The sequence below is a fragment of the Rhizobium sp. OAE497 genome (assembly GCF_040546565.1).
Classification (GTDB): Bacteria; Pseudomonadota; Alphaproteobacteria; order Rhizobiales; family Rhizobiaceae; genus Rhizobium.
This window is the reverse complement of record NZ_JBEPOA010000001.1, coordinates 433944-450664: the sequence shown is the minus strand read 5'-3', so window position 1 is coordinate 450664 and position 16721 is coordinate 433944. Positions and strand designations below refer to the sequence as shown.

The window sequence follows — 16721 nt, the reverse complement described above, 5'->3', positions numbered from 1 at the left end:
CCACGGCATTTCCTCTTCCACTTGCCCCTCGCCCGGCTTTCAGTCGCAATCATTGCTTCAAACTTTGCCTGATAGCCGTGATTCATGACAGAAGTTTTCGACTGCTTCCACCAAGCGAAAAAGCCGCAGTGGAAACACACAACTATTTTCATGCCGCGGCGAGCAATTTGATTTTTAACGCGAAATATGATCGCCTGCTCAGAAGCCGAAGCGCCGGGAGGAAATGATGGCCGAAGATGTCGAGAGCCGCGCAGTCGAACTGGATATCAGAGGCAAGAAGCGCGTCTTCGATGTGGACGATCCGGTGCTGCCTGCCTGGATCGACGAAAAGGCACTCGAATCCGGCGACTTTCCCTACAAGAAGAAGCTGAAGGAAGAAGAATATCTCGAAGATCTCGAGAAGCTTCAGGTGGAGCTCGTCAAGGTGCAGTTCTGGCTGCAGGCGACCGGCAAGCGCGTCATGGCGGTGTTCGAGGGACGCGATGCGGCCGGCAAGGGCGGCGCGATCTCGGCCTCCTCCGGCAAGATGAACCCCCGCCTTGCGCGTGTCGTGGCACTCGCCAAGCCGAACGACCGCGAGCTCGGGCAGTGGTATTTCCAGCGCTATATCGCCCAGTTTCCAACGGCCGGCGAATTCGTGCTCTTCGACCGTTCCTGGTATAACCGCGCCGGCGTCGAGCCGGTCATGGGCTTCTGCACACCGAAGCAATACGAGGATTTTCTCGAGCAGGCGCCGCTGCTCGAAAAGGTCATCGCCCATGAGGGCATCTATCTCTTCAAGTTCTATCTCGATATCGGCCGCGAAATGCAGCTGAAGCGCTTCCATGACCGGCGGCACGATCCGCTCAAGGTTTGGAAGCTATCTTCCATGGATATCGCGGCACTGACGAAATGGGGCGACTACAGCGACAAGCGCGACCGGATGCTGAAGGCAACGCATGCGGACGCAGCGCCCTGGACCGTCATCCGCGCCAACGACAAGCGGCGCGCCCGTCTCAATCTCATCCGTCACATGCTGAAGACGATGGATTATGACGGCAAGGACGAGAAGGCGATCGGCGAGCTGGATGAGAAGATCATCGGCTGGGGTCCGGGCTTTCTGAAATAGGAGTGAAGATGCGGCCTGCGGCTGTAATCGGCGGACTACTCGTGATGATGGGGCTGGCGGCTGAGGCGCAGGCCTGCGTGCTGCTGCAGGATGTCGATTACAGCGTGCTCTACCGCTCGGATGCGATCGTTCGCGCCAAGGTCATCGGCTATCAGGCGCGTCCCGAGCAGAAGGATGCGCTGTTCCGCCTGGAGATCGAGCAGGTGCTATCAGGCAAGCCGCTTGCCGCACCCGTCATCGAAGCGCGCTGGGAACGGCGCTACAAACCGGCGCCGCAGATCTGGGATGGCTACAACAACGTCATCGTCGGCCTGAAACTGACCAATGGCGCTCCGGCATTGATCGTGCGCGAAAGCTGCGGCTTCGACGGCATCGTCGAGGATACGCCGCAGGATCTCTCGATCCTGCTCAGCCAGGCACCCGGCACCTGACGCGGCGGCTTATTGGCCCGGCAGGATGCGGACGGCGTAGAGGTTGATGCCGCGAGCCTTGCCGTCGACATCGCTGTTGATCAACAGTTTTCCAGCCGAGCTCGGCGCCAGAGACCGGTCGAAATTGACCTGAACCAGCACATCCGACTTTTCGCGCGTGACACTGAAACGATGGCGGGCGCAATTGCCGAGCGTCTGGAAATTGCACTCGACGGTGATCTGCGTCGGCTCATCGCTCGTCGACTGCAGGGTAATGGCGATGGTCGAGGACTTGCCCGCCAGCTGCTGCAGCACATCGGCGGCGACGGGAATGGCGATATTGCCATCGGCGCCGTTGCTCTGCGAGATCAGGCGGACGGCCGCCTCGTCGTTTTCGGTGATGTTTTCGGTGCGCGCCTGGGCGCCGTTCTCGATCTTGCCGGCATCCGAGGCCTTGAAGACTTCGATCCAGGCAGCCGAGAAGCTGTTCTGCGGGTCGATCGTCACCGGCTGATCGGTATGCGTACCGGCATTATTGTTGTTGTCGGCGGTCTGGCTGTCGCTGCCGTCGAAATCTTCCGGCTGGGTGCTCGCCGGCGGATTGGCGACGCTGGTGTCGCGCTCCTGCGCCGTGAGCAGCAGCCCGGACTTGTGCGCCCACCAGGCGCCGGTGCCGACGAAGGCGATCAGCACGCACCAGACGAGCAGGCGGGAGAAGATCTTGCGCGGCTTGCGGCGCTTGGCCGCTCCTTCCGGGCGGAAATCCATATTGGCGGCGGCAGACGGCGCCCGGCGCTCGGCGGCGAAGCTCTCTTCGGCAGCGGGCGCTGCACCCAGATGATCGGCCTCGCCGGCATGCACGCCATCGAGGCTGGCCTCGTCATAGGCACGGCGCGGCTCTTCGGCATAGCGGGTCTCGCCAGCGAGTTCCGGCGCCGGGGCTTCCGGCTCAACCTGGTGATGAACGGGCTCGGGGACATCGACAACCGGCGGAACCGGCACTTCCGGCGGCCCCTGGCGCGGATGCATGCGCTCGCGCTCCTCGGCCTCGATCATGTGGATCGTGGTTTCCAGACGGTGGCGGTGATGGGCGATCGCCTCGCGGTCGGTAATGTCCTGCTTGCGCAGCCCCGCTTCCAGCGCCTGGCGGGCAGACTGATAGATTCTGGCGCGGATCTCGGGATTGTCGCGATCGGAATTGCCAAGCGCAGTTCTGATGGCCGTTTCTAATCCGCTCACGTGCGATCCTTCACTCTTGAAACCGGCATTCCGCTCAAATGTTTACAAATGCCTAACAAAATCCGGTAGCGGCAACAGCGCCAAACCGCAAGCCTCCGGCGCGCCGCCCGGCCGATCGGCAGGGGAAAACGCCGCCTTTCAGAATATCCGAAAATCGCGAAATCGGTAGCCTGCCCAGTTGGGTGGCCTTTTCGGCGCGATGGAATTCTGTTATCAGATTGACGCTTCCGTAAACGTCAATTGATGGTGATCTCATGGCCATGCCCGAAATCCTGACGAAGAACCTGCGCCTGCCGGTCGTGGCCTCGCCGCTGTTCATCATCTCGCATCCGGCGCTGACGCTGGCGCAGTGTAAGGCAGGAGTGATCGGCGCCTTTCCGGCACTCAACGCCCGCCCCGAAAGCCAGCTTGACGAGTGGCTGGCAATGATCACCGAGGATCTCGCCGCCCATAATGCCGCCAATCCCGACAGACCGGCAGCCCCCTTCGCCGTCAACCAGATCGTCCATATGTCGAACAAGCGCCTTGAGCACGATCTCAGGCTCTGCGTGAAATACAAGGTGCCGGTCGTCATCTCCTCGCTCGGCGCGGTGCCGGAGGTGAATGCCGCGGTGCATTCCTATGGCGGCATCGTGCTGCACGACGTCATCAACAATCGGCACGCCAATTCGGCGATCCGCAAAGGCGCCGATGGGCTGATCGCGGTCGCTGCCGGTGCCGGCGGCCATGCGGGCACGCTTTCACCTTTCGCGCTTGTCCAGGAAATCCGTGAATGGTTCGACGGGCCCCTGCTGCTGGCCGGCGCGATCGCCAACGGCGGTGCGATCCTGGCGGCGCAGGCGATGGGCGCCGACATGGCCTATATCGGCACCCCCTTCATCGCCACCGAAGAAGCTCGCGCCAGCGACGCTTACAAGAACGCCATCGTAGAGGGCGCCGCCAACGATATCGTCTATTCCAACTATTTCACCGGCGTGCACGGAAATTACCTGAAGCCTTCGGTAAAGGCCGTCGGCCTCGATCCCGACAATCTGCCGGTTGCCGATCCCTCGAAGATGGATTTCGAACAGGCCGTCGGCGGCGCCAAGGCCTGGAAGGATATCTGGGGCAGCGGCCAGGGCATCGGCGCCATCAAGGCCGTCGAACCGGTCGCCAAGCTGGTCGGCCGCCTCGAGAGCGAATACCACGCCGCCCGCACCCGCCTCTCGCTTTGAACGGATTTCCACAGCGCCGTTCTTTTTTACCAAAGCGATCAGACGGCGCTTGAAATCTTCAAACAATGCCTGTATCAGCGCCATGCAAATCGCGGGCCGAACGCTTCGCCCGCCTGGATCGCCGCTTTAGCTCAGTCGGTAGAGCACATCATTCGTAATGATGGGGTCACGTGTTCGAGTCACGTAAGCGGCACCATTCTCTCTCCCGACGCACTCTTGCCCTTCGCAAAAACTACAGCCTATGGCTTTGTTCAGTTTTTGTTTGATTACGCAATGATTGAAATACATGGTTAACCCTTGGTTGATACGGTCTTGCCAGTTTTGATTACTGGGGGACTGCTTCGATGAAGGTTTTGGCGGCTTGGATGTTGGGTCCGGGCATCTCGTTGCTTGCGGCGCAGGGCGCTTTGGCTGCTGATCTGGCACCCAACGACGTGATGGTGCCGAAGTTTTTGCTGGATGAACCGGCAACGACGCCGGCGACGGCGAGCCGCTTTACCGGCTATGTGGAGGGCGGTTTCGAGGCTGGATCTTCGCGGGATACGGATCTCGATAGCCACTCGTGGCGGTTGCGCGGATCGATGAATGCGAGCTCCGACACCGGACTCAACCTGCAGGCGGATGCCGATTATGCGCATTCCTATCTCCAGGAATTCGGCTGGAACGACAATATCGGCGGCACGCTGCATGTCTATTACCGGCCGGACAGCAACTATGCGGTCGGCGTCTTCGGCCAGACGGGACGGTTTGAATCGCGTTTCCTGCCTGATACGACAGCCCGCGACTATCTCGGCGGCCTGGAGGCCGCATGGCTCGGCACCGACATGACCATCTATGGCCAGGCCGGCCTTGGCACGACCGATATCGGCGGGTTCGACTACGATCACTATGCCGGCCGCGCCGGCATGCGTTACTTCTTCACCGACAATATCCGTGCCGATGCCGAAGTTGCATTCGACCGCTATCAGGACGATGTCGAGACGGCCGATGTCTGGAAGATCTCGGCGATCGGCAATTACCGGCCGGATGGCACGCCGGTTTCCTTCTATGCCGGTTATCGCTTCGAGCATGCCAAGCTCTCTGTCGACGGCTTTGGCAGCGACAGCGACATCGCCAACAACTTCCTCGTCGGCATGCGCTATCACTTCGGCTCGAGCAGCCTGAAGGACGAAGAGGGCAACGGCCCGATCTGGCGCGGCTCGTCGTTCTAAGCTTAAAACCCTTCCCGGCCGCCGCAGCGAGAACCACGCTACGGCGGCCGGGCCTTTTGTAACTGTACGGATAATTACCTTTACAGCAGCAGCAGCTAGGGCCTAAAAACCAAAGCAGCACTTCGCGCCGGCACTGCCCCCTTCTGCCGAGCCGCCCTCTGACGGCCTGCCGCGAAGCATCCTGAAAGGTAAGTCATGTCTGATACGGCCCAGCGCTCGAACCGCGTTCTCGTTGTCGCGACCATCATGTTTGCCACCTTCATGGTGGCGATCGAAGCCACGATCGTCGCGACCGCCATGCCGCGCATCGTCGGACAGCTCGGCGGCTTTACCTATTACAGCTGGGTGTTTTCCGCCTTCCTGCTGGCGCAGTCGACGACGACTGTCATCTACGGCAAGCTCTCCGATATCTTCGGCCGCAAGCCGGTGCTGATCGCAGGCATCGTCGTCTTCCTGATCGGCTCGCTGCTGTGCGGCCTCGCCTGGTCGATGACCTCGCTCATCCTGTTCCGCCTGCTGCAAGGGCTCGGCGCCGGCGCCATTCAGCCGGTGACGATGACGATCATCGGCGACCTCTTCAGGCTGGAGGAACGCGGCCGCGTTCAGGGCATCATGGCGACCGTCTGGGCGACATCGGCCGTCGTCGGACCGCTCGCCGGCGGCATCATCGTCGACAATATCTCCTGGGCCTGGATCTTCTGGATCAACCTACCGATCGGCATCTTCTCGATCATCGCCTTCTCGCTGTTCCTCAAGGAAACCGTGGCGCACAAGCAGGCGAGCATCGATTATCTCGGTTCCATCCTCTTCTCGATCGCCATCATCGCGCTGCTGGTCATCCTCACCGAGACGGATGCCGAAGCCTGGATCCTGCTGTCGCTCGCCGCTGTCTTCGTGATCTCGGGCGCCCTGTTCTTCTGGCAGGAGAAGCGCGCGCCGGAACCGATCATTTCGATCGCGCTCTGGAGCCGCCGCCTCGTGGCGACCAGCAATATCTGCATGCTGCTCGCCGGCATGGCGCTGATCGGCCTCTCCACCATTCTGCCGGTCTATATCCAGGGCGTACTCGGCCGTTCGCCGATCGTTGCCGGGTTCACGCTGACGATGCTCGTCGTCGGCTGGCCGCTGTCGGTGATGATGTCGAGCAAGCTGTTCAAGGCTTTCGGCATCCGCAACACGCTGCGCTTCGGCAGCCTGCTCTTCCCGTTCGGCGCGCTCTTCCTCCTGTTTCTGACACCGGACAGTTCGCCCATCGTCGCCGGCGCCGGTTCCTTCTTCATGGGCTTCGGCATGGGGCTCATCAATCTCACCAGCATCGCGCTGGTGCAGGACAGCGTCGAATGGTCGATGCGCGGCAGCGCCACAGCGTCGATCATCTTTGCCCGCAGCCTCGGCAATACGCTCGGCGCCACGGTTCTCGGCGCGATCCTGAATGCCGGTATCAATCACTATGCGAGCGGTGACACCGCCGATAACCTGCACAACGTTCTCAACCAGCCGACGGGGCTGACGGAGCTCGCAGGGGATCCTGTCGTCCGCGGCATCTTCGATGCATCGCTGCACTGGAGCTTCTGGGGCATCGTTGTCGTCGCCGTCATGACGCTGGTTTCGACCTGGCTGATCCCGGTCGGCCACCATGGCCGCAAGACCACCAGCGTTCCCGCCAGCGAGGCCGCCTCACATTAACAGTCAGGCTTCGGCCGGATTCTGCGGCAGCGATTGCAGCAGGGTCTGGCGCGCCGAGCGCAGATGCAGACGCGCCGAGAAATCGATCTGGGCCTGATCGCCTGATTCAAGGGCGGCGATATAATCGAGATGCTCGTGAATGGCGCGCTCGTTGCGCTGGCGGGCGGCTGCCTTGTTCCATTGGTAGTGATAGTGGAAGATGATGGCGATCGCGTCGTAGAAATCGGCAATGAAGCGGTTTTTCGAGGCGCGGTGAATGAGGAGATGGAAGCGCTCGTCGAGTGCAGAAAACTCCTTGTAGCGCTGGTCCATGTCGGAGAGCACGTCGAGGTGATCCTGCTTGATCGCCGCAAGATCGGTCCAGGCCGCGTGATCCTTCGGCAGCCTGCCGAAATCGGCGGCGGAATGCAGCTCGAACATCTCGCGCACGTCGGCGAGCTCCAGAGCGAATTCGCGGGTGAAGCCCTTCAGGATCCAGTGACTGTTCGGGCGCTTCTCGATCAAGCCGAAGCGGGAGAAGCGGATCAGGAATTCGCGGACGCTGGTCGTACCGGTGCCGATCTCGCGGGCAAGCTCGAGCTCGTTGATCTGCATGCCCGGCGCCGCATCATCCGAGAGAATGCGCTGCATGAAGCTGCGCTCGATGATGTCGTGCAGCGAATCCGTTTCCTCGGATGGGAAGAGATCCTTGGCGGTCGGGGCGCGGAGCACCACTTTCTGGCGCTTGTTCCAGCGGATGATGCCCTCGTCGCTCAGCCTCGTGAGGATGGCGCGAGCGGTGCTGCGGCTGATGCCGAGCTGGGCCGCGATTTCAGGCTCCGACGGAAGTGCGGCCTCCGGACGCAATGCGGCGGCATAGCGATTGTATGCTTCCTTGAAGACTGTATTCTGTCTTGCCATGCGACCCCGCTCCTGCCCGTCCGCTATCGGCGCACGCGATGGTGCGGCCGGTGCGCCGGGAGCTTATCTATTGCAATCCTTATATTATTCTGGATCGCTTGCGGCTGTTTGCCTCCCTCGTCCACAGGAACAATATTCCCGTTGACTTGAAAATGTTTATTGTAGATAAAAAACAAAATCAATGCGCATTTCGCCGATGCAGCGAGCGTTTCCTCAGGGAGAAGTAAATTGGATAAACTGCCTTGGCTCATCCTTTCGGCCGGAGATAACGTTGCCGTCGCAACGGCGGCGATCGAGCCCGGAGCCATCGTCGCCGGCGTTGCCGCGCGCCAGAAGATCGATCCCGGCCACAAGGTCGCCATCGCCGATATCCCGTCCGGCAGCGCCGTGGTCAAGTACGGGCAGGCGATCGGCCGCACGACCGCCGACGTGAAGGCCGGCGATCACGTTCACAGCCACAATCTGCATTTCGAGAACGACCGCCTGGCGGCGACCGCCAATTCCGCACCGGAAGCGGCGACCGCCGAAGACAAGGCGCGCACCTTCATGGGCTACAAGCGCGCCGACGGCCGCTCCGCGACCCGCAACTATATCGGCATCATCGCCAGCGTGAACTGTTCCACCACCGTCTGCCGGGCGATCGCGGACGAGGCCAACCGCACGATCCTGCCGCATTACGAAGGCATCGATGGCTTCGTGCCGATCGTTCACGATCAGGGCTGCGGCATGAGCTCCAGCGGCGACGGCATGGCCGTTCTGCACCGGACGCTTGCCGGCTATACGCGCCACGTCAACTTCGGCGGCGTGCTGATGATCGGCCTCGGCTGCGAGGTCAACCAGCTGACGCTCTACGGCCAGAGCGGTGCGGGTGACACCAAGCGCCATTTCAACATTCAGGATGCGGGCGGCTCGCGCCGCGCCGTCGAACGCGCCATGGGCATGCTGCGCGAGATCGCTGCCGATGTCGGCAAGGAGCGTCGCGTGGCGCTGCCGATCAGCGACATCATCATCGGCCTGCAGTGCGGCGGCTCGGATGGCTTTTCGGGCATCACCGCCAATCCGGCGCTCGGCGTTGCTGCCGATCTGCTGGCGGCGGCGGGCGGCACGTCCATTCTTTCCGAGACTTCGGAAATCTATGGCGCCGAACACCTGCTGCGCAGCCGCGCCGTCAGCGATGACGTCGCCAGAAAGCTCGACGAAAAGATCGTCTGGTGGGAGAAATATGTCGGCCTGCATGGCGCATCGCTCGACAACAATCCTTCGCCCGGCAACAAGCGCGGCGGCCTGACGACTATTCTCGAAAAGTCGCTCGGCGCTGTCGCCAAGGGCGGTCGCTCGCCGCTGACGGCCGTCTATGGATATGCCGAGCGGGTCACCGCATCCGGCCTGGTCTTCATGGACACGCCCGGCTACGACCCGGTTTCGGCAACCGGCCAGGTGGCCGGCGGCGCTAACATGATCGCCTTCACCACCGGCCGTGGCAGCTGCTTCGGCTGTCGTCCGGCCCCGTCGCTGAAGCTGTCCAGCAACTCGGCGCTCTATGCGGCGATGGAAGAGGACATGGATATCGACTGCGGCACGATCGCATCGGGTGACGCGACGATCTCCGGCAAGGGCCGCGAGATCTTCGAACTGATCATCGACACCGCATCGGGCAAGAAGACCAAGAGCGAAGAGTTCGGCTATGGCGATAACGAATTCGTGCCGTGGCATCTCGGAGCGACGCTCTAATATAAAGCTGCACAAGTCTTCAGAGGAGGAATGATGAAGACGAGGAGGATCGGCAAGACGGATCTGCAGGTGACCGAAATCAGTTTCGGCGCCGCAGCTCTCGGCGGCCTTTACCGCGCCTGCCCGCGCGACCAGGCCATGGAAACGCTGGAAGCTGCCTGGGCGGCTGATATCCGCTATTTCGACGTTGCTCCCTGGTACGGCCTCGGCCTCGGCGAGCGCTATGTCGGCGATTTCCTGCGGGCAAAGCCGGAGAATGACTACGTGCTGTCGAGCAAGGTCGGGCGTCTTCTGCGTCCGGTGCCGACGGGCACCGTTCCTGACTACAGCTATGTCGACCCGCTCTCCTTCGATGCCGATTATGACTATTCCTATGACGGCATCATGCGCTCGGTCGAGTTCAGCTATGCGCGGCTTGGTCTCAACCGCATCGACATTCTCTATGTCCACGATATCGGCGGCTATACGCATGGCGCGGCCAAGAATGCCGTCTACATGAAGCAATTCCTCGACAGCGGCATCAAGGCGCTGGAGCAGCTGAAATCCAGTGGCGCAATCAAGGCATTCGGCCTCGGCGTCAACGAGGTGCCCGTCTGCCTCGACGTGATGCGCAACGCCGATATCGACGTCATCCTGATGGCCGGGCGCTACACGCTGCTCGACCGCTCAGCGGTCGCCGAGCTGATCCCGCTTTGCCGCGAAAAGGGTACCAGCCTCGTGGTCGGCGGCGTCTTCAACTCAGGTATCCTGGCAACCGGCCCCGTCCCCGGCGCGCATTTCGACTATATGGCGCCGACGCCTGACGTCGCCGCCAAGGTCACGGCCATGGAAGAGATCGCCAAGCGCCACGGCGTTCCGCTTGCTGCGCCTGCCCTGCAGTTTCCGCTGCGCGACCCGATCGTCTCGTCGGTGCTGATCGGCACCGCCAAGGCATCGAGCGTCGACCGCAACATGCAGCTCTTCGAGCCGCGGCTGCCGGACAGCATTTACCCAGAATTCGAAAGTCAGACGCTGGTCGCCAAGCCCTTGGGCAGCGACGCCGTCCGCGTATAGGAGTGAAGCATGCTCAAGGGTATCCATCCCGTCCTCAGCCCCGATCTGCTTCTGGCGATCGCCAGGATGGGGCATGGCGACGAGATCGTCATCGCCGACGCCAACTTTCCGTCGGCCAGCATGGGGCCGGAGATGATCCGCGCCGATGGCGTTTCGGCGACCGATATGGCCGAGGCGATCCTGACGCATTTCCCTCTCGATACCTTCGTGCCGGAAAGCGCATGGCGCATGGAAGTGGTCGGTGATGCCGCCGCCGTGCCGGAGGTCTGCAAGGAGTTCCAGGCGATCGTCGACCGCAAGGCCGGCGACTTCCGCATCGCCACGCTGGAGCGCTTCGCCTTCTACGAGCGTTCGCGCAAGGCGGCCTATATCGTCGCGACAACCGAATTCCGCCTCTACGGCAATCTGATCTTGAAGAAAGGCGTCGTTCTTCCTGAAGAGGTCTATCGCGGCTGATTGTAATTTTAGAGCATCTTTAAATTGATGGAAAAACATAAGCTTACGGAGGATTGAAGAGAGCAAAAAAGGCGAAATTGCCCCACTTGCAATTTCAAAAGGCCTCAGCTAGCTTCATCGAGCAAATGTTTTTTATCGATAAAAATCGTCCGCCTGCGTTCAGCGGTCTGGTTTCCTGGAGGAGAACGCAACTTGGGAGGAGAACCCACAATGAGCATGAAGTCCATCCTGTCGCGCCGGGCATTTAGCGCTCTCGCAGGCGCAGCCTTTATCGCCACCACAATGCCGGCCGCGTCCTTCGCTGCCGACGTGACGATCCCGATCATCGTCAAGGACACCACGTCCTTCTACTGGCAGATCGTTCTGGCCGGCGCCCGCAAGGCCGGCACCGATCTCGGCGTCAAGGTACCGGAACTCGGCGCACAGTCTGAATCCGACGTCAACGGCCAGATCAGCATTCTCGAAAACGCCGTTGCCGGCAAGCCGGCCGCCGTCGTCATCTCGCCGACCGAATTCAAGGCGCTCGGCAAGCCGATCGACGAAGCTGCAAAGTCCGTTCCGATCATCGGCATCGACTCCGGCGCCGACTCTAAGGCCTTCAAGTCGTTCCTGACCACCGACAACGTCCAGGGCGGCCGCATCGCTGCCGACGGTCTGGCCGCTGCCATCAAGGGCGCCACCGGCAAGGAAGAAGGCGAAATCGCCATCATCACCAGCATTGCCGGCGCCGGCTCGCTGGAACAGCGCCGCGAAGGCTTCCTCGATCAGGTCAAGACCAAGTATCCGGGCCTCAAGGTCATCGCCGACAAGTATGCTGACGGCCAGGCAACCACCGGCCTCAACATGATGACCGACCTCATCACTGCCAACCCGAACATCGTTGGCGTCTTCGCGTCCAACCTGATCATGGCACAGGGCGTTGGCCAGGCGATTGCTGAAAACAAGCTCGGCGACAAGGTCAAGGTCATCGGCTTCGACAGCGACGACAAGACGGTCGGCTTCCTGAAGGATGGCGCACTTGCCGGTCTCGTGGTGCAGGACCCCTATCGCATGGGTTACGACGGCATCAAGACCGCGCTGGCCGTCTCCAAGGGCGAGAAGGTCGAGCAGAACGTCGATACCGGCGCCAATCTGGTGACCAAGGCCAACATGGCTGAACCGAAGATCGACGCTCTTCTGAACCCGAAGATCAAGTAATCTTCAGTCGAGGCCGCGCGCAAGAAATTCCGCGCGGCCTTTTCTTCACCTGTGTTATCGTCCGCACATGGAGAGCGGGCGACGGTGGAGGACCGGAATTCGCATATGGGAGGAGAGGTCCATGGACGGACTGGAAGAGGTCAGTCATCGCCACGATGACAGTGCCACGCTGAAAGAGGCAAGCCGTATTCCGGCAGGTTCGCCCATTCTGGAACTCAAGGGATTGCAGAAGAATTACGGCTACGTCCAGGCGCTGAAACCAGCGACAGTGACGTTTCTGGCCGGTGAAATTCATGCGATCGTCGGCGAAAACGGCGCCGGAAAATCCACACTCATCAAGCTTCTGACCGGCGTCATCACCAGAACCGCCGGTGAAATTCTCTGGTGCGGCCATCCGGTCGGCCTGTCATCGCCGAATGAGGCGATCGCCCGCGGCATCAACGCCGTTCACCAGGAAGTGGTGCTCTGCCCGCACCTGACTGTTGCGGCCAACCTCTTTCTCGGCGACGAGGTCAACAAGTTCGGCCTGATGCGCAAACGGCAGATGGTCAACATGGCGCAGACCGTGCTCGACGACCTTGGCTTTGGCCTGCCTGCTGGTGCGCTGCTCAGCGATCTGACAATCGGCCAGCAGCAGCTGGTCGCGACAGCGCGTGCGGCAATGCGCGGCACGCAGTTCCTGATCTTCGACGAACCGACCGCCTATCTGACGCGCCAGGAATCGGCACAGCTCTTCAAGCTGATCCGCCGTCTGCAGGCCGAAGGCGTGACGATCGTCTATATCAGCCATCGCATGGAAGAAGTGTTCGAGCTCGCCGACCGGGTTTCGGTGCTGCGCGACGGAACGCATGTCGGCACCCGGCTGATCGGCGAGACCAACGAGAACGAACTGATCGCCCTGATGATCAACCGCTCGATCGAGCAGATCTATCACAAGGAGCAAGTGCCGATCGGCGAGACGATCGTCGAAGTGCGCGGTCTCTCGGGACCGGGTTTCGAGGACGTGTCGCTGAGCGTCAAGGCAGGGCAGATCGTCGGCCTCTATGGCCTGATCGGCGCCGGACGCAGCGAATTCGCGCTCGGGCTCTACGGCCGGGAGAAGACGACTGCAGGTGAAATCCACTGGATGGGCAAGAAGGTCGACATCAAGAACGAGCGCGCCGCCATGGACCTCGGCATCGCCCTGGCGCCAGAAAGCCGCCGTGACCAGGGTCTCTGCCTCAACCTGCCGATCGGTCTCAACATCAATCTGCCGGTCTTCAAGCGGCTGAGCAGCGGCCCCGTGATCAACCACAGTGTCGAAACGGCCAACGCCGAAAAGCAGATCCGCGATCTCAGCATCAAGACGCCGAGCCGCCGCGTCAATGCCTCCAGCATGTCCGGCGGCAACCAGCAGAAGATCGTCATCGGCAAGTGGCTGAGCCATGGCGCGCGGCTGTTCATCTTCGACGAGCCGACCGTCGGTGTCGATGTGGGTACCAAGGCGGAAATCTACCGGCTGTTTTCCAAACTTCTGAAGGAAGGCGCGGGCATCATCCTGATCTCCTCCTACCTGCCTGAGGTTTACGAGCTCGCTGACCGGCTGCACGTGTTCCGCGCCGGCAAGCTTGTCGCCAGCCATGATCTCCACGCGGCGTCGCACGAAGAAGTGCTTGGCGAAGCGATCGGCGTCTGAGCAAGAAGAATAAGAGGGAGAGAGAACAGTGACTGCAACCCCCACCGAAATTGCACCGCCGCCGCCACGCCGCAAGGTCAACATCCTCTTCGGCCTGACGCTGATCGGCCTGCTGCTCTTCCTCTGGCTAATGCTCGGAATTTTCACCGCCAGCTTCTGGACGCCGCTGAACATCAGCAACCTGCTGCGGCAGGGCTCGATGACAGCAATTCTGGCGCTGGGGCAGACCTTTGTCATCATTACCGCGGGTATCGACCTGTCGGTCGGCGCAATCGTCGGCTTTGCCGGTGTCATAATCGCCTGGCTGCTACAGGCAGGGGTGCCGGTGTGGGCAGCGATCCTGATCACGCTGCTGTTCGGCGTGCTGATCGGCACGTTCCACGGCTTCGGCATCGTCAAGATGGGCCTGCCGCCCTTTATCATCACGCTGGCGACGCTGACATCGCTGCGCGGCGTCGGGTTGCTGATCACCAACGGCTCGTCGATCAACATCGTCAACGAAGACTTCTCGAACTTCGCCCGCGCCGATTTCCTGGGCATCCCGAGTCTGTTCTGGATGGTCATCCTGGTGGCGGTGCCGAGCTTCGTGTTCCTGCATCTCAGCCGCTGGGGACGCTATCTCTTCGCCGTCGGCTCGAATGCGGAAGCCGCTCGCCTCTCCGGCGTCAACGTCAACCGGATGATCTTCCTCGCCTACATCCTCTCGGCCACCTTCGCCGCCTTCGTCGGCGTGCTGCTCGCCTCGCGTATCGCCATTGGTAACGCGACACAGGCTGATGGCTGGGAGTTGCAGGCGATCGCCTCGTCGGTTATCGGCGGCACGTCGCTCTTTGGTGCTGTCGGCTCGGTTCACGGCCCGCTGATCGGCGCCTTCATTCTGGCGACCATCAACAACGGCGCCAACCTGCTCAACGTCAACTCCTTCTGGCAGCGCATCATCACCGGTCTGCTGATCATCGTGATCGTCTATTTCGACCAGCTGCGCCGCCGCCGGAGCGTCTAAGACAACGACATGAAGCCGGTCGCGAGGCCGGCTTCTTCATTTCAGAATGCGAGAACCAAGATGAAAGCAGTGCTTTGCCAAAAGCCCGGCGTGCTCGAAACCGTCGAGCGCCCTTCCCCTGGCACGCCCGCTCCCGGCTCGGTGCGACTGGCGGTCAGCCATGTCGGCATCTGCGGCACGGACTACCACATCTTCGAAGGCAAGCATCCCTTCCTCGAATATCCGCGCGTCATGGGTCACGAGATCTCTGCGACCGTCCTCGAGGCCGGCGACGGCGTGGCGATGGCGGTGGGCACGCCTGTCATCGTCAATCCCTATCTCTCCTGCGGAAGCTGTGTTGCCTGCCGCAAGGACAAGCCGAACTGCTGCACCAACATCAAGGTTCTCGGCGTCCACACAGACGGCGCTTTCTGCGAGGAGATCACCGTTCCGGCCGGCAATCTCTACGCCGCCAAGGGGCTAAGTCTCGAGGCCGCCGCGACCGTCGAATTCCTGGCGATCGGCGCCCATGCCGTGCGCCGGTCAATGGCGCCTGCTGGCTCTCGCTCCCTGGTCATCGGTGCCGGACCGATCGGGCTCGGTGCCGCAATCTTCTCGCGAATTGCAGGTCATGAGGTGACGCTGCTCGACACCAGCGCCGAACGGCTGCAGATGGCGGCCGAGCGTTTCGGCTTCCAGTCGGGCGTCGTTGCGAATGAAGCGGTTGCGGATGCGGTCAAGGCCGCGACGGATGGCGATGGATTCGACGTGGTCTTCGATGCCACGGGCTACGGGCCGTCGATGGAGAAGGCCTTCGGCTTCGTCGCCCATGGCGGCGCGCTGGTACTCGTCAGCGTCGTCAAGGACGACATCCGCTTCTCCGATCCGGAATTCCACAAGCGGGAAATGATGGTGATCGGCAGCCGCAATGCGACGCGCGTCGATTTCGAGCATGTGGCGGATTCGATCGCCAAGGGTCTCGTTCCGGTCGAGAAGCTGATCACACACCGCACGACGCTTGCCGATGCGCCGCGGGACCTTGCCCGCTGGGCGCATGAGAAGAGCGGCTTGATCAAGGCCGTCATCAAGGTCGCAGGCTGATCCCGTTCAGATCGCGTCGATGACCTGGCGCATCTGCCTGACAACTGCAGTATCCGTCTGATTGGAACTCGGCGCTTCGAAGCCGAAAGCAACGGCGCGCGGGTCCATGCTCGCTACCGGCGAGCTGCAGGAGCCATGGATTTCCCGGGCACCGGTGGCACGCAGGATTTCGGCCGCGTTTGACGGACGAACGCCGCTTCCCGGCATGATCGAGATGCGGCCGGCAGCCTTGGCGGAGAGACGCTTCAGGGTTTCCAGACCGTCCATCGCCTTCGGCAGGCAGCCCGAGGTGAGAATGCGCTCGCAGCCGAGTTCGACCGCCTGCTCCAGCGCCGCGTCGGCATCCGGGACCAGATCGAAGGCGCGATGCAGCGTCGAGCCGAGGCCCGCGGCATGCGCCTTGAGGCGATGGATGAGCGGCATGTCGAGCGTGCCATCGGGCCGGTTGGCGCCGATGACGACGCCGGCGAGGCCGAAAGCCCTGACGGCATCGATATCCGCCATCATCGCCATCTCGTCAGCCGCATCGAAGATGAACGGGCCCGCGTGCGGGCGGATCATCGCATAGACGGGGATCGGTGCCGCCGCTGCGGCCTTCATCATGCCTGCGACCGGGGTCAGGCCGCCGACTTCGAGAGCAGAGCAGAGCTCGATGCGGTTGGCGCCGCCTTCGATTGCGGCGGCAAGGCCCTTGGCACTGTCGACGCATACTTCAAGCAAAACCGGCATCTCTCATCTCCCTCGTATTGGCGCGCCGA

At 61.8% G+C, this 16721-nt stretch carries 15 protein-coding genes and 1 tRNA gene; 13 read left to right on the top strand and 3 right to left on the bottom strand.

The genetic code is table 11. The annotated features are described in order from the left end of the window. Positions 1–226: 226 nt before the first annotated feature. Both ppk2 and ABIE40_RS02270 read left to right on the top strand, forming a co-directional pair. Positions 227–1108, top strand: a complete 882-nt coding sequence (gene ppk2, locus ABIE40_RS02275; protein ID WP_199626112.1) for a polyphosphate kinase 2 — start codon at positions 227–229, stop codon at positions 1106–1108. Positions 1109–1116: 8 nt separating this feature from the next. Then, positions 1117–1539, top strand: coding sequence for a hypothetical protein (locus tag ABIE40_RS02270; protein ID WP_199626111.1), 423 nt, complete (start codon positions 1117–1119; stop codon positions 1537–1539). Between the two features lie 9 nt (positions 1540–1548). Here ABIE40_RS02270 and ABIE40_RS02265 read toward each other — a convergent pair whose 3' ends face one another. Next, positions 1549–2757, bottom strand: a complete 1209-nt coding sequence (locus tag ABIE40_RS02265) for a RodZ family helix-turn-helix domain-containing protein (RefSeq protein WP_112713552.1) — start codon at positions 2755–2757, stop codon at positions 1549–1551. Positions 2758–3011: 254 nt separating this feature from the next. Between ABIE40_RS02265 and ABIE40_RS02260 the strand changes: the two genes are divergently transcribed. The 4 genes from ABIE40_RS02260 to ABIE40_RS02245 all read left to right on the top strand — a co-directional run bounded on the left by ABIE40_RS02260 (position 3012) and on the right by ABIE40_RS02245 (position 6868). Continuing rightward, positions 3012–3971 (top strand): NAD(P)H-dependent flavin oxidoreductase, encoded by a 960-nt coding sequence (locus tag ABIE40_RS02260; protein ID WP_199626110.1) that lies wholly within the window; start codon positions 3012–3014, stop codon positions 3969–3971. 120 nt (positions 3972–4091) lie between these two features. After that, positions 4092–4167, top strand: a tRNA-Thr gene (locus tag ABIE40_RS02255). 169 nt (positions 4168–4336) lie between these two features. Next, a complete protein-coding gene (locus ABIE40_RS02250) occupies positions 4337–5182 on the top strand; it encodes a hypothetical protein (RefSeq protein ID WP_199626109.1) in 846 nt (281 codons plus the stop codon). A 195-nt stretch (positions 5183–5377) separates the two neighbouring features. Beyond that, the gene (locus tag ABIE40_RS02245) at positions 5378–6868 is read left to right on the top strand and encodes an MDR family MFS transporter (RefSeq protein WP_199626108.1); all 1491 of its coding nucleotides are present in this window, start codon (positions 5378–5380) and stop codon (positions 6866–6868) included. A 3-nt stretch (positions 6869–6871) separates the two neighbouring features. Here the strand turns inward: ABIE40_RS02245 and ABIE40_RS02240 are convergent, their stop codons facing one another. Further along, positions 6872–7768 (bottom strand): GntR family transcriptional regulator, encoded by an 897-nt coding sequence (locus tag ABIE40_RS02240; protein WP_199626107.1) that lies wholly within the window; start codon positions 7766–7768, stop codon positions 6872–6874. 228 nt (positions 7769–7996) lie between these two features. Here ABIE40_RS02240 and ABIE40_RS02235 point away from each other — a divergent pair, with 228 nt between their 5' ends. The 7 genes from ABIE40_RS02235 (at position 7997) to ABIE40_RS02205 (ending at position 15963) form a co-directional block, all read left to right on the top strand. Next, positions 7997–9499, top strand: coding sequence for a UxaA family hydrolase (locus ABIE40_RS02235; RefSeq protein ID WP_199626106.1), 1503 nt, complete (start codon positions 7997–7999; stop codon positions 9497–9499). Positions 9500–9532: 33 nt separating this feature from the next. Further along, positions 9533–10552, top strand: coding sequence for an aldo/keto reductase (locus ABIE40_RS02230; protein ID WP_199626105.1), 1020 nt, complete (start codon positions 9533–9535; stop codon positions 10550–10552). A gap of 9 nt (positions 10553–10561) precedes the next feature. Next, positions 10562–11008: an RbsD/FucU family protein gene (locus ABIE40_RS02225; RefSeq protein WP_130279144.1), complete on the top strand. Its 447-nt coding sequence runs from the start codon at positions 10562–10564 to the stop codon at positions 11006–11008. A gap of 210 nt (positions 11009–11218) precedes the next feature. Continuing rightward, a complete protein-coding gene (locus ABIE40_RS02220; RefSeq protein ID WP_199626104.1) occupies positions 11219–12205 on the top strand; it encodes an ABC transporter substrate-binding protein in 987 nt (328 codons plus the stop codon). 121 nt (positions 12206–12326) lie between these two features. Then, positions 12327–13880: a sugar ABC transporter ATP-binding protein gene (locus ABIE40_RS02215; RefSeq protein WP_199626103.1), complete on the top strand. Its 1554-nt coding sequence runs from the start codon at positions 12327–12329 to the stop codon at positions 13878–13880. A gap of 28 nt (positions 13881–13908) precedes the next feature. Then, positions 13909–14883: an ABC transporter permease gene (locus ABIE40_RS02210; RefSeq protein ID WP_112713573.1), complete on the top strand. Its 975-nt coding sequence runs from the start codon at positions 13909–13911 to the stop codon at positions 14881–14883. Positions 14884–14943: 60 nt separating this feature from the next. Next, positions 14944–15963 (top strand): zinc-binding alcohol dehydrogenase family protein, encoded by a 1020-nt coding sequence (locus ABIE40_RS02205; protein WP_199626102.1) that lies wholly within the window; start codon positions 14944–14946, stop codon positions 15961–15963. A 6-nt stretch (positions 15964–15969) separates the two neighbouring features. Here ABIE40_RS02205 and ABIE40_RS02200 read toward each other — a convergent pair whose 3' ends face one another. Then, positions 15970–16692, bottom strand: a complete 723-nt coding sequence (locus tag ABIE40_RS02200; RefSeq protein WP_199626101.1) for a copper homeostasis protein CutC — start codon at positions 16690–16692, stop codon at positions 15970–15972. Between the last annotated feature and the right edge of the window lie 29 nt (positions 16693–16721).